The sequence below is a fragment of the Limnobacter parvus genome, assembly GCF_024623725.1.
Classification (GTDB): Bacteria; Pseudomonadota; Gammaproteobacteria; order Burkholderiales; family Burkholderiaceae_B; genus Limnobacter; species Limnobacter parvus.
On record NZ_JANKHG010000018.1, the window covers coordinates 308291 to 322334 of the forward strand.

12 protein-coding genes are annotated in these 14044 nt (G+C 49.5%); 7 read left to right on the forward strand and 5 right to left on the reverse strand.

Features of this window, described 5'->3' with window-relative positions:
* Window positions 1–62: 62 nt before the first annotated feature.
* Window positions 63–1220, forward strand: a complete 1158-nt coding sequence (gene cfa, locus NSP04_RS11890) for a cyclopropane fatty acyl phospholipid synthase (RefSeq protein ID WP_257512569.1) — start codon at window positions 63–65, stop codon at window positions 1218–1220.
* Here the strand turns inward: cfa and NSP04_RS11895 are convergent.
* A complete protein-coding gene (locus tag NSP04_RS11895; protein WP_257512570.1) occupies window positions 1217–2722 on the reverse strand; it encodes an MFS transporter in 1506 nt (501 codons plus the stop codon). The two genes, cfa and NSP04_RS11895, sit on opposite strands and share 4 nt — an antisense overlap.
* A 343-nt stretch (window positions 2723–3065) precedes the next feature.
* Between NSP04_RS11895 and NSP04_RS11900 the strand changes: the two genes are divergently transcribed.
* Window positions 3066–3875 carry a hypothetical protein gene (locus NSP04_RS11900; protein ID WP_257512571.1) on the forward strand — a complete coding sequence of 270 codons (810 nt, stop codon included), beginning with the start codon at window positions 3066–3068 and terminating at the stop codon, window positions 3873–3875.
* Between the two features lie 257 nt (window positions 3876–4132).
* Here the strand turns inward: NSP04_RS11900 and gyrB are convergent, their stop codons facing one another.
* From gyrB to dnaA, 3 genes are all read right to left on the reverse strand, one after another.
* Window positions 4133–6658, reverse strand: a complete 2526-nt coding sequence (gene gyrB / locus NSP04_RS11905; protein ID WP_257512572.1) for a DNA topoisomerase (ATP-hydrolyzing) subunit B — start codon at window positions 6656–6658, stop codon at window positions 4133–4135.
* A gap of 27 nt (window positions 6659–6685) precedes the next feature.
* On the reverse strand, window positions 6686–7792 hold the full coding sequence (dnaN, locus tag NSP04_RS11910) for a DNA polymerase III subunit beta (RefSeq protein WP_257512573.1): 1107 nt from the start codon (window positions 7790–7792) through the stop codon (window positions 6686–6688).
* 228 nt (window positions 7793–8020) lie between these two features.
* The gene (gene dnaA / locus NSP04_RS11915; protein ID WP_257512705.1) at window positions 8021–9409 is read right to left on the reverse strand and encodes a chromosomal replication initiator protein DnaA; all 1389 of its coding nucleotides are present in this window, start codon (window positions 9407–9409) and stop codon (window positions 8021–8023) included.
* 274 nt (window positions 9410–9683) lie between these two features.
* Here dnaA and rpmH point away from each other — a divergent pair, with 274 nt between their 5' ends.
* Genes rpmH through mnmE form a run of 5 tightly spaced genes read left to right on the forward strand, consistent with a single transcriptional unit; the run spans window position 9684 to window position 13485 of the window.
* Window positions 9684–9818, forward strand: coding sequence for a 50S ribosomal protein L34 (gene rpmH / locus NSP04_RS11920; protein ID WP_257512574.1), 135 nt, complete (start codon window positions 9684–9686; stop codon window positions 9816–9818).
* A 34-nt stretch (window positions 9819–9852) separates the two neighbouring features.
* Entirely contained in the window at window positions 9853–10212 is a 360-nt protein-coding gene (locus NSP04_RS15050) for a ribonuclease P protein component (protein WP_371825021.1), read from the forward strand.
* Window positions 10149–10424 (forward strand): membrane protein insertion efficiency factor YidD, encoded by a 276-nt coding sequence (gene yidD / locus NSP04_RS11925; RefSeq protein WP_257512575.1) that lies wholly within the window; start codon window positions 10149–10151, stop codon window positions 10422–10424. The genes NSP04_RS15050 and yidD overlap by 64 nt, the downstream gene beginning before the upstream one ends.
* A 15-nt stretch (window positions 10425–10439) precedes the next feature.
* On the forward strand, window positions 10440–12134 hold the full coding sequence (gene yidC, locus NSP04_RS11930; RefSeq protein ID WP_257512576.1) for a membrane protein insertase YidC: 1695 nt from the start codon (window positions 10440–10442) through the stop codon (window positions 12132–12134).
* Window positions 12106–13485, forward strand: coding sequence for a tRNA uridine-5-carboxymethylaminomethyl(34) synthesis GTPase MnmE (gene mnmE / locus NSP04_RS11935; RefSeq protein WP_306815344.1), 1380 nt, complete (start codon window positions 12106–12108; stop codon window positions 13483–13485). The genes yidC and mnmE overlap by 29 nt, the downstream gene beginning before the upstream one ends.
* A 19-nt stretch (window positions 13486–13504) precedes the next feature.
* On the opposite strand, the gene NSP04_RS11940 is transcribed toward mnmE, so the two are convergent.
* Entirely contained in the window at window positions 13505–13909 is a 405-nt protein-coding gene (locus NSP04_RS11940) for a hypothetical protein (RefSeq protein ID WP_257512578.1), read from the reverse strand.
* Window positions 13910–14044 lie beyond the last annotated feature (135 nt).

The following is a 14044-nucleotide window of genomic DNA, read 5'->3' on the forward strand; positions in this document are numbered from 1 at the left end:
CGTTGGCAATTCATTAACCATCTGCAATAATTAATTCGTCGACATAGCACGCACACCTGCCTATGAAAACGAACACCGCTGATTTGGTCAACGCCAGCCGCGTGCCCAAACTAATCGCCGATACGCTGCACAATGCAGGTGTAGAAATTAACGGCCCGAACCCCCATGACATTCAAATACTTGACGAGCGTTTGTTCAATGCCGTACTCAGCCAAGGTTCACTGGGCCTGGGCGAAGCCTACATGAACGGTTGGTGGCATGCCGAACAACTTGATGAACTGATGTATCGGCTCATGCGCAGCAACGCCGATGAACACACCAAAGCATGGACCAAAATGCAGTGGCTGATGTTGGCACTGCGCGAAAAGGTAATCAATCTGCAAGCGCCCACGCGCGCATTTCAAGTGGGTGAACACCATTACGACACAGGCAATGACTTGTTTGAGGCCATGCTCGATCCACTGATGATTTACTCTTGTGGGTATTGGGAAAAGGCGACCAATCTGGAAGAAGCCCAGCTTCACAAACTCGACATGATTTGCCGCAAGCTTCAACTCAAGCCAGGCGAGAAACTACTCGACATTGGTTGTGGCTGGGGTGGACTGGCCTGGTACGCCGCCACACATTTTGATGTTCAGGTACTGGGCATTACAGTTTCGGCCCAGCAACAGGCCTATGCACGTGCACGGTGTAAAGGCCTATTCGTAGACATCGAATTAATCGACTACCGCGACTTGAAAGGGCAGTTTGACAAAGTAGTTTCCGTAGGCATGTTTGAACACGTGGGCTTGAAAAACTACCCGGATTACTTTGACGCTGTGCACAGGCTGATGAATCCGCAGGGGCTTTTTTTATTACACACAATCGGCGGATTCAACAAAACCGAGGCCACAGACCCCTGGATTGACAAGTACATTTTCCCGAACGGAAAAATTCCATCGCCCGGCGAAATTACAGAACACATCGACGGCAAACTGGTGCTGGAAGACTGGCACAATTTTGGTGGCGATTATGACAAAACACTCATGGCCTGGTATGCCAATTTCAAACAAGCATGGCCCAAACTGGAATCTGCCTACGATGAACGATTTGGTCGCATGTGGACTTACTACCTGAACACCTGCGCAGCCTATTTTCGATCGCGCAAAGGCATGTTGTGGCAGCTCGTATTCAGCCGTCAGGAACGTGAAACCACCTATCGAAGTATTCGGCCTTCTTAATGGGTCAAATGAAGGTGTTTCAAACTTCGGTAAGCCAGAACACTGGCCAACAGCATCACCACCACACCAGCAATTGAAATGAGCTGCATGCCTTCCATGAATGCACTGCGTGCAGCCAGCAAAAGCGTGGCTTGCTCTGCCACAGGCAACTGAACCATTGACGCCACAGCTCCACCCAAAGTGTCCTGTGCAGCACGCAACACTTCGGCAGGCCACTCAGGCTGCAACAAATCGTTCATTCGCGCCCGGTAAATTGCCACGCCAATGCTGCCGAACACCGCAATGCCCACAGCACCTCCAAATTCAGCCCCGGTTTCCGCCAAGGCAGAGGCCGAGCCCGCCCGCTCCGGGGGCGCGCTGCTGATAATCAATTCCGTGCCCAGAGTGAACATGGGCGCCAGTCCCAAAGCCAACACCACAGTGGCACCCACCAGCAAAGTCATGTTCGGCTGCACAGTCAACAAGGCAAGGCCTGCAAAACCAGCCGCAGTGCCCAGCAAACCCAACACCACAAGGCGAGCCTGCCCCAGGCGGGCAGCAAGCCATGGTGTTACATTGGTGCCCACCACAAAAGCCAAAGCCCAGGGTACGGTCCACGCGCCAGCCACCAAAGGGCTTAACCCCAGCACCAGCTGCAAGTACTGTGCAATGTACACATACACACCAAACATGGTCAGGCAACTTAACAAGTACGTGCCCAATACCGCGACAAATCCTGGTGCCTTGAACAGGTTCAAGTCGATTAATGGATGACTCAGGTTTTTCTGTCGCCTTACAAACCAAGTACCCAAGGTCAAACCCATCGCCAAACACATCACACTCAACAGGCTGAAACCATTTTCTGCAGTGTGCTTCAACGCATAAATTACAAACAACACGGCCGCCAGTGAAAGCACCGCGCTTGAAATGTCCAGGCGGCCGGCAGTCTCATCTTTGTACTCCGGCAGCAGGCGAGGTGCCAGAACCAGCAAAAGAATCATCACTGGCACGTTGATTAAAAACACCGAGCCCCACCAAAAATATTCCAGCAATACACCGCCCACCAAGGGTCCCATGACTGCACCGATCGAAAAACTGCTGATCCAGATACCAATCGCCTTCATGCGTTCAGCGGGATCATCAAACATGTTTCGAATCAATGAAAGCGTCGACGGCGCAATGGTTGCCCCTGCCAAACCGTGAAGTGCCCGGGTCACAATCAACATTTCAGCGCTGTTTGAAAACGCCGCCAACACCGAAGCAACTCCAAAGGCAGTTGCACCAATCATCAGCAATTTGCGCCGACCAATTCTGTCGCCCAAGGTGCCCATGGTGATTAAAGCCCCTGCCACCATGAAACCGTATATGTCGACGATCCAAAGTAGTTGTGCGCTGCTGGGTTGAAGGTCTGCACTGATGGCCGGTATCGCCAGGTTCAACACCGTCAGGTCCATGGAATACAGCACGCAAGCCAATGAAATGACAGTGAGTCCAAGCCATTTTGAATTGTCTGGTTTGCTCAATTTGAATCCAATAAAGTTGCATCAGTGAACAGCACCAAAGCTTACTGTTTTCCTTGAGCCCTTGGAATAGGAAACGGCCAACCGAAATTAGTTGACCAGCGGTGATCGACATGAATTGCCAAAAGCTATTTTTCAACAAACTCACTAACGTCGCGGTTCTAGAGGATGTTTATCCGACTGTTCTTCTGACTAATATTTCGTACATGCAGAAGTCACGGTTGATGTAAATCTGACTAAGAAAAAGTAGGTTGCCCGTAAAGTTACAGGCCCTTTTTTGAGGGCTTTGCAAGAATAAGCTTACGCAAATACGCTGTTTCAAAGGAACTAGACAGGGATCTTCACCATGACGAATACAACGTCTCGCAACATATCCAAAGAAATATCCATATTCACCTTACTAACAGTAAGTTTTTTCTACCTGTTCATTGGAAACGTCACCGGTGTCTCAGCGCAATCAACAAAGAACATCAACAAACCTGATTGCCAGCTAAAAGACGGAGTTTACGAACTAAAAGGCTCAACATACAGAGTGGATGTTACCCAAAGTAAAGACACACTGACTTTCAAAGAAGCAAACAAAACCTCAATTTACCAGCATGTTGGCAACTGCGAATATAGCTATACAAATCCTAACAATGGCATTACTTATCTTGCTAGGCCGGACAAAGGGTCGGTAGTTCTTTACAAACCAGGGCAGGCAGCAAATGAACACACTCGGCTTGTTCTTTTGAGTCAAAAACCAACAGCAAGCAAGTGCACAGGGATTCCACTGACAGTTGAAAATCCGGATTCTTTGCACCCTGGTGAGGTTGCTTTATATGGTTTAACTCGTCAAGAAACTGCCAAATATGTGGGAACTTACAAGGCAAACGATCGGAATGCTCCACGAACCATATTAAATGCTGATGGAACCGGAGTTTTCGAAGTCTACGGAGCGCCCGCGCCAGCCTTTGTTTACCAAATCGAATCTTGGTACATCCAGGCAAACTGCGATGGTACTGCTATCACCACTGACTATGAAGCAGCAAAAGCCTATTTCATAATCTTAAAGTTGGAACGACCCTATCAGAATAGCATCTGGCTACGGCACAGCTTTGCAGTTACAAAATCCAATCAAAGTGCTTTTCATTTGGATCGTGCTAAGCAGCCATAATTTTTCATAGCCTCCATTTGATCTTACACAGGTGGCTTTTGGTGCAGTGTCCTAAAAGCTCCTGTAATGCCAGTGCAAGGGCTGACTGGAAATTAACCTCTTCTATGATCAAGGACAAATTCTGTCAAATCAATAATCTTTTGTATGAAATAAAAACGGCCAACCAAAGTTAGCCGTTTCTCTATATCTCAAAGTTCGAAAAAGGTTGGCCAACTATTTAACAAAACTGGCCAACTATTTCTTCGCTCTACAATCGCTTAAATGTCGATATTCCCTGCTTTCAAGGCATTGCTCTCAATAAATGCCCTGCGCGGTTCCACTTCATCGCCCATCAGCGTTGTGAATATTTGATCAGCTGCAATGGCGTCTTCAATCTGAACACGCAATAAGCGGCGCACAGTGGGGTCCATGGTGGTTTCCCAAAGCTGTTGTGGGTTCATTTCACCCAAGCCTTTGTAGCGCTGTTTTGTAACTGCTTTTTCGGCTTGTTCACGCAACCATTGCATGGCTTCACGGAAGCTTTGTACCGCCTGTACTTTTTGTTTGTCACCCTCACCACGCTGCATTTCAGCGCCTTCCATGATCAAACCCTTGAAAGTTTTGGCCGCATGCGCCAACAGGGGATAATCGGCACCGTGAACGAAGTCAGGGTCAATGGTGGTTACGCGCACATTGCCGTGGTGGCGGCGGTGAATCAATACCCGGTGTTTGTCTCGTTGTTCATCAAACTGCGAAAACACCGTCATGATGGTGGGGTCAAGTACTGCCTGCAAACGCGCTGCGCTGGCAATCGATGCTTCTTCGGTATCCAGATCCAGTTCCACACCTTCCACCAATGCATTCAGCACATCGGGGTCGATCATTCGGCTCAAGCGGCGAACCACGGCTTCCACAGTTACAAACTGGCGTGCCAGTTCTTCCAGGGTTTCACCTTTAATTGGATCTTTGCCTTCACCTGGAATCAAGGCTGCTTTTTCCAAAGCAATGCCCAACATGTATTGCGCTTCTTCCTGGTCGTCTTTCAGATAACGTTCGTCTTTGCCATGCTTCACCTTGTAAAGCGGTGGCTGCGCAATGTAAATGTGGCCATGCTCAACCAGTTCGGGCATTTGGCGATACAGCAAGGTCAACAGCAAAGTTCGAATGTGAGCGCCGTCCACGTCCGCATCGGTCATGATGATGATGCGATGGTAACGAAGCTTGGCCAAGTTAAAATCGTCTTTGCCAATGCTGGTGCCCAGCGCAGTAATCAGTGTCGTGATTTGCTCTGACGTCAATAGTTTGTCAAACCGTGCTTTTTCAACGTTCAGCACCTTGCCACGCAAAGGCAAAATAGCTTGAAATTTGCGGTCACGGCCCTGTTTGGCCGAACCACCCGCTGAGTCACCCTCCACAATGTAAATTTCACATTTCGCGGGGTCACGTTCCTGGCAGTCGGCCAGCTTGCCGGGCAAACCAACGCCATCCAGCACACCTTTGCGGCGTGTCATGTCTCGCGCTTTGCGCGCCGCTTCACGGGCTCGAGCTGCTTCTACTATTTTGGCGCAAATCAGCTTGGCGTCATTTGGGCGTTCTTCAAGGTATTCACTCAGTACCTTGGCCACAATGTCTTCCACCGGGGCGCGTACTTCACTTGAAACCAGCTTGTCTTTGGTTTGGCTGCTGAACTTGGGTTCAGGTACTTTCACTGAAAGCACGCAACACAATCCTTCACGCATGTCATCGCCGGTCACTTCCACTTTCTGTTTTTTGGCAATTTCGTGCGTTTCGATGTACTTGCCAATAACTCGGGTCATCGCAGCGCGCAAGCCTGTCAGGTGGGTACCACCGTCGCGTTGTGGAATGTTGTTGGTAAAACACAGAACCGATTCATTGAACCCGTCATTCCACTGCATTGATACCTCAACTCCAATGCTGGTGCCGGGAATACCACCATAAGTTTCAGCCGGTCGTTCACCAGCGGCATAAAACGTATTCGGGTGCAGAATTTTTTTATTGGCATTGATGAATTCAACAAAACCCATGACGCCGCCGCTGCCGGCGAAATCATCTTCTTTGCCAGTGCGTTCGTCTTTAAGGCGAATGCGTACGCCATTGTTCAGGAAACTCAGCTCGCGCAGGCGCTTGGCCAAAATTTCATAATGAAAATCGTGGTTGTGCTGAAAAATGTCGGTGTCGGGCAAGAAATGAACTTCTGTACCGCGTTTGTCGGTAGTTCCGACTACTTTCATCGGCGACACATCGACGCCATCCACCTGCTCGATGATGCGATTCTGAACGAAACCCCGTGCAAACTCCAACTGATGCACTTTGCCATCCCGGCGAACAATCAAGCGCAACCAAATCGACAGTGCATTCACACAACTCACACCCACACCATGCAAACCACCCGACACTTTGTAGCTGTTCTGGTTGAACTTGCCACCCGCGTGCAATTCGGTCAGCGCAATTTCAGACGCCGAGCGTTTGGGCTCATGCTTGTCGTTCATCTTGACGCCAGTTGGGATACCCCGACCGTTGTCTGTCACGCTGATTGAATTGTCTGCATGGATCGTGACGACGATGTCATCGCAATGACCTGCCAAGGCTTCGTCAATCGAGTTGTCTACAACTTCAAACACAAGGTGATGCAAACCGGTACCGTCAGAGGTATCGCCAATGTACATGCCTGGTCTTTTTCGAACGGCTTCCAGCCCTTCAAGAATCTGAATGGCGCCTTCGCCGTAATCTGCACCTGTGGATTGATCAGGCAAAGTTCCGTCGTTCTGTGTTTCTGAAGTCATAGGGTGTTGTTGTTTTAATCTTGTTTTTTAAATACGCATGGGCATAACGACGTATTTGAAGTCGTCTTTGCCTGGAGTGGTCACCAATGCACTGCTGTTTCCGTCCTGCAACGTAAACTGCACGGTGTCCGACTTGAGGTTGTTCAACACATCCAACAGGTAGTTTACGTTAAAACCCACATCAATCTCGGGCCCTTGGTACTCGACTTCCATTTCATCCCGTGCTTCTTCCTGATCCGAGTTGTTGGCCACAATGGTCAAACCATTTGCACCCAATACCCAACGAATGCCTCGGAACTTGTCGCTGGTCAAAATCGAAGCCCGCTGCAAAGAATGCAAGAGGGCATCGCGCGCAATTACCACATGATGTTGATGGGTTTTGGGAATAACCCGCTGGTAATCGGGGAATTTCCCTTCCACCAGTTTGGTGATCAATGTGATATCGGAAAATGAGAACTTGGCCTGGTTACTGGCCAAATCGATCGTTACTGGGTCATCAGTTTCATTCAATAAACGCGACAGTTCCAGCACGGTTTTACGAGGAATGATCACTTCATGTTTGGATGCTCCGCCTTGTCCGGGCGCATCGGCGTAAGCCAACCTGTGCCCATCTGTCGCCACCGCACGAACGCAGGCACTTTCAATGACCAGCAGTACACCGTTCAGGTAATACCGCAAATCTTGTTGGGCCATGGAAAAATGCACCATGCCCAGCAAATTTTTAAGCATTTTCTGCGGCAAGCTGATTTGTGTTACCCATTCTTTGGGTTCCTGAACCAATGGAAAATCTTCCGCAGGCAGAGTTTGCAATGCAAAACGGCTTTTTTTGGCCTGCACTGACATCTTTTTGCCTTCCAGTTTCACCATCACATCCGAGTCTTCGGGCAGTGATCTCAAAATATCCAGGAATTTTCTCGCAGCCACAGTGGTAGCCGTGTTTTCACCGCCTCCACCAACTTCAGCGCTGGTTTGAATCTGCATTTCAATGTCTGAAGACAACAGGGTTAGCAAGCCACCTTCTTTCTTCAACAAAATATTGGCTAACACAGGCAATGTGTTTCGACGTTCGACAATGTTGCTAACGATTTGCAGCTTTCGAACCAATGCATCGCGTGAGCTATGAATTAATTCCATTTAATATTTCCTTATAGGATTAGTTAATAGAGTTGCTTCATTTATGTGGACAACTCCATTTTTCCCTTTGAATTGAGTTTCTTAGGTTCTTTCAAAACTGGTGTAGAACTTCCGGGACTCGATCTGGACTCTGTGGATAACTTTTCCCGGATATTCAATTTTCATTTTTTTCTGTGGATAACTCGACTGCTTGTGCACCGTTGTTACATACTTTTCCACAATTCTAAATCAACCTTTTAATGTTTGGTCCAGCACATGCAGTGCATGATTCAACTCTGCAGATTGATTGCGCAATTCGGAAATTTTATTTACGGCATGTAGCACGGTCGTGTGGTCTCGCCCACCAAACAGCTCTCCAATCTCGACATAGCTTTTTTCTGTTAACTCTTTGGCCAGGTACATGGCCACTTGGCGTGGTAACACAATTTGAGCCTGTCGACGTTTCGAAAACATGTCAGCCACTTTGATTTTGTAGTAATCGGCCACGGTTTTCTGGATGGAGTCGACCGAAACCTGTCCATGGTGAACAGAAATCATGTCGCGCAGTGCTTCACGCACCAAATCCATGGTCACAGGCTTGTTGTGGAAGCTGGCAAAGGCCATGATGCGGCGCAACGCACCTTCCAGTTCACGAATGTTACTGCGCATGTGTTTGGCCACGAAAAAAGCCACATCGTCTGAAAATTGGATTTTTTGCTGTTCGGCTTTCTTCAATAGAATGGCCACACGCATTTCCAGTTCAGGCGGTTCGATCGCAACTGTCAGGCCACTGTTAAAGCGAGAAATCAAGCGATCATCCATGCCCTGAATGTCTTTGGGATAGGTGTCGCTGGTAATGATGATTTGCTTCTTGGCGGCAATTAGTTGCTCAAATGCATAGAAAAATTCTTCCTGGGTGCGGCTTTTGCCACCAAAGAACTGAATGTCATCGATAAGCAGCAAATCGAGTGAGTAATAGGAGCGTTTGAATTCTTCAAAAGCTTTTTTCTGATAGGCCTTCACCACATCGCTGACATATTGTTCCGCGTGAATGTAGCGAATTTGGGTATTGGGGTTTTGTTCCAGCAGGCGGTTGCCGATGGAATGAATCAGGTGGGTTTTGCCCAGACCAACGCCACCATACAAAAACAGGGGGTTGTAGGAAACGCCGGGATTGGAAGCCACTTGTTCAGCCGCAGCCCTGGCCAGCTGGTTGGCTCGACCGGACACAAAGTTGGAAAAACAAAGGTCCCTGTTCAAGCGGCTGCGTTCATATACTGTGGCCGCAATTTCATCACGTTTTACCGCTGCCACTTTTGGGGCGCCCTGCAAGGCTGCTTCACTGCTGGTTTTTGCAGCCGAGGGCTGCGGGGCCATCAAGGGGCTGGCTTGTTTGGCCGCCACTTGCCATTGAATGGCCATGTCACATCCAAAAAATTCCGTGGCCAGTTCATTAAACCGTCCCCCGTAATTATTAAGTACCCAATCCAGTTTGAATCGGTTGGGCGCAGCCATGCTCAGGCTTGCGGTGTTTTCATCAAATTCAACCACACTGAGTGGTTCGATCCACAGCTTGATTTGTTGAGCGGGAATTTCCTTCCGAAGCGCTTCAACACAGTGGTCCCAGAATTGATCAATCACGTTATGGATAGCCTTATTTTTCGGATGAACTGCTTTGCAGGAATTTGAAACATAGCGTTCCATTGTATCCAAACCCCCACGGATTGAGTGGCCGATTCATCGCCTTGCAGTGAACTTGAAGATTTTTCTAGGTTTTTCACGAATTTGCCTCTATAATTTTGGGTTCCCTTGGTGCCTGCTTTGAGATACTCGGCAACGCGCTGAATGACGCACCAGGTAACACCCTATTTTTTCCGCCAAATTTTAAGCCCATGTGGGCCAGAGGCTTGCCATGAAACGCACTTATCAACCTTCTAAAGTTCGCCGTTCAAGAACACACGGCTTTTTGGTACGTTCACGCACCCGCGGTGGTCGTGCAGTACTGCGCGCACGTCGCTCCAAAGGCCGCGCACGCTTGGCTGTTTAAGCCGTGAAGCTTTGAATATTCTGAATTGCACGGGGTGGGTTCCGGGTCGAACGCGACGAAAATCACTCGATCTGAAACATTTGGCGGTTTGTTAAAAACAAGGCCAGTTGCCAAAACAGACCGATTGATGCTCCACGCATTGTTCCAAGAAACCCCTCCCCAATTCGGAATTTTAATACCCAAACGCTTGGCCAAACGGGCAGTCGACAGAAACACCTTGAAGCGGTTAATCCGCCATGCCTGCCAAGATGCGCTGGGTGAATACCAAGGCAAATTCTTGGTTCGGTTAAGCAAACCAGTCAAGGCAATAGGTCAGTCAGATCGAGCGGCATGGTGGACAGAACTCCAACAACTTTTCAGCGATCTATCACGGCGCGTGCCATCACAGCGTTAATTCGTGGTTATCAGCTTGCAGTTAGCCCTCTTTTCCCGCCATCTTGTCGTTTTTACCCCAGTTGCTCGGAATATGCGCTTGATGCAGTTAAAATTCATGGCGCATGGAAAGGCGCGGTCCTGTCACTGGGCCGCATTTGTCGATGCAATCCCTGGAATGCTGGCGGGCTGGACCCTGTTCCCGAAGCCAAACGCCCCGGTCACGAATCTTAGTAATTAAGGATTTAAATGGAAACGCGCAGGCTAGTCCTTTTGATGATATTCAGTTTGTCCCTGATCATGTTGTGGGACAACTACCAGGCTTCGATTGGCAAGCCCACCTTGTTTGGCCTTAGCACAGGTGCTTCAACAGTTGATCAAGATGCGGCGACCAAACAAGGTGCTGGCAATGTTGCTGCAATCAATGACTTGCCCAACGCCCCTGTTCAAGCGTCCAGCGATGTGCCAGCAGATCCCAACGCAATCGCTGCACCTGCCGTCGAAATTGCGCCGGCTGCACAAACAATCACTGTGTTAAGCGACGTGCTTGAATTGCAATTTTCCACCCAAGGTGCTCAGTTAATCACGTCAAAGTTACTGAATCACCCAGCTGTTGAAAATCCGGAATTGCCTGTTCAGTTGTTTGAGCAGTCAACAAATCGAACCTATGTGGGTCAAGCCGGTTTGGTGGGTGCTGCTGATGCGCCAAATCACCGCACACTGTTTGAGCTGCAGCCCGGTGCAACCAGCTTCGCTGCTGGGCAAGACAGTCTTAATTTGGTGTTCAAGGCAACAAGTGGTGGTATTGAAAGCACGTACAACTACACCGTGTTCAGGAACCGTTACGACATTGATTTGGCGATCACTGCGCGCAATTTGAATGCCGAACCGGTCTCGCCCAGTGCCTATGTTCAGATCACTAGGGACGGCAATCCGCTTGAAAGCGATTCGGCTCTGTACGCTACTTTCACTGGCCCTGCCGTTTACACACCCGAGAAAAAATATCAAAAAATTGATTTTGACGACATTGCTGATCGCAGTGCCGATTTCGTAAAAACGGCCGACTCTGGTTGGTTGGCCATGATCCAGCATTACTTTGTGTCAGCTGTTATCGGGCAAGATGGTCCGCGCGAAAATTACACACGCCAAGTGGACGCCAATTTGTATTCCATCGGTTTGGTCAGCAGCCTGGGTACCTTGGCGCCCGAGCAAACCGCATCTTACTCTGCAAAAATTTACACGGGCCCACAAGATCAGCGTGTGCTGGAAGCATTGTCCCCAGGTCTTGATCTGGTGGTCGACTATGGTTGGCTTACCGTGATTGCACAACCCATTTATTGGCTGCTTGAGAAAATTCACAGTTACATTGGCAACTGGGGATGGGCCATTGTGGTACTTACCATTCTGATCAAATTGATGTTTTTCCCTTTGTCTGCAGCCAGTTACCGATCGATGGCCAAAATGCGCAAAGTGGGTCCGCGCATGCAAAAGCTTAAGGAACAATACGGCGACGACAAAATGGGCTTCCAGCGCGCCATGATGGAAATGTACAAGCGAGAAAAGATCAACCCCTTGGGTGGTTGTATGCCAATTCTGGTACAAATTCCGGTGTTTATTGCCTTGTACTGGGTTTTGCTGGCCAGTGTGGAAATGCGCAACGCGCCCTGGCTGGGTTGGGTCAGCGACTTGGCTGCACCCGATCCCTTCTACATTCTGCCAGTGGTGATGGCAGTGACCATGTTCATTCAAACCAAATTGAATCCCACGCCACCCGATCCCGTGCAAGCCAAAATCATGATGGTCATGCCCCTGGTATTTTCGGTCATGTTCATTTTCTTCCCGGCCGGTTTGGTGCTGTACTGGGTTGTGAACAACATTTTGTCGATTGCCCAACAGTGGGTAATTACACGCCAAATTGAGTCTGCACCCGCAACAGCACGGTGACCCCATCGTGGCCATCGCCACCGCGCCCGGCAAGGGCGGGGTGGGGGTGGTGCGGTTCTCCTTTCCCTCTGTTTCCCAATTCGAATCTTTCTGCCTGGCTTTTTGCGGCAAACTGCCCCAAGCCCGCACAGCCACGCTGTTAACACTTCGCGATTTTGAGCAGCACGCCATCGATGAAGGCATTGCACTGGTGTTCAATGCACCGGCCTCTTTCACGGGTGAATACGTACTGGAATTTCAAGGCCACGGCGGCCAGGCTGTGTTGCAAGGCGTGATGGGTCACGCATTGTCAGTGGCCCGTCAACTGAATATTCCCTTGCGCCATGCCATGGCCGGTGAATTCACGCAACGCGCTTTCCTGAATGACAAACTGGACTTGACGCAGGCCGAGGCCGTGGCTGATTTAATTGATGCGGGGTCTGTGGCCGCCGCTAAAGCTGCAGCAGCCTCGCTAAGTGGTGTGTTTTCCAAACAGGTCAATGCCTTGGCCGATCGAATTGTTCACCTGCGTTTGTTGCTGGAAGCCACACTGGATTTTCCGGAAGAAGAAATCGAATTTCTGGAGAAAGCGGACGCCAAAGGCCAGTTGCACCACATCATGACCATCCACCGCGAATTGTTGAACGCGGCGCAAGAAGGCGTGAAGTTTCGCGATGGCTTGCAAATTGTGTTGGTCGGAGAACCGAATGTGGGAAAATCCAGCCTGTTGAATGCCTTGGCAGGCGAAGAAATTGCCATTGTGTCGGCAGTTGCAGGCACCACGCGCGATCGCATCAAACAGGAGTTGAACATTCGGGGTATACCTTTGGTGCTTGTCGACACAGCCGGTTTGCGCCACACGGTGGACGAAGTCGAGAAAATCGGCATTGAACGCACACGCAAATCGGTGGCGGAAGCCGACTTGGTACTGGTGCTGAAAGATGCAACGTTGACTTCAGAAGACGCTTTTGCACAGCACTTGGAATTGCCCGTTCATCTGCCCACATTAACTGTACTAAATAAAATTGACTTGCTTGCCCAGCCATTGGCTGTTACGCCGGGTGTACAAGCCGTGTCAGCCAAAAGTGGTCAAGGGCTGGAAGCATTGAAAGACGCCATACTGGCCAAAGTGGGCATTGCCCACACGCCCGACCATGGTTTCATGGCCCGTCAGCGCCATGTGGATGCCTTGCATGTGTGTGGGCAGCATCTGAGCACTGCGCACGAATTTGCGAAGCAAGATGACCGTATTCTGGACTTGTTTGCCGAGGAGTTGCGCTTGGCTCACGATGCCTTGGGGGAAATTACGGGACGAATGTTGCCCGATGATTTACTGGGCTTGATTTTTAGCCGTTTTTGCATTGGCAAATAGCTTCAAGCAGGTACGCCACTTAGTCGCACAGTGCCAGGTTTGGATCAACCACTGCTATCTGTTCCATCAACTCCGATTCTTGTTCAAACACAGTGCTTAAAAACAGCAGTTGTTCACAAAGCGATTCAATGGCATTGTCGTGGCTCTGCATGTCCAGGTGCAGCCATTGTTGAGCCAGCGTAACCTGTTCCAAATATTGTTCCAGCAAGGTCAACACAGTGGGCTTGTTCAGCACCCAAATTTTAAGTTGAATGACTTTGGCAAACCGCGCTTGGGCGGATCTGGTTTTTCTTAATTGATCAGCAAAACTTTTTAAACCATACGCCACATGGTCCAGCTCCAGTGCAATGTCTGTTTCGATTGACTGACAATCCAGCGAAAGAAGTTTGTCGTCTCGATGTGGCACGACCAGCGCAATGTTCATGATTCAATACCTTTGAGATGTTGATGCATGGGTTTATCTTACGGACTCTAGACATTCATACCATTCCGTAGATTGGGGATGCTTGATTGTGAGGGCCCCCCAGTTGGTGGAGCCCATTGCGAGAAAATGCAAAAA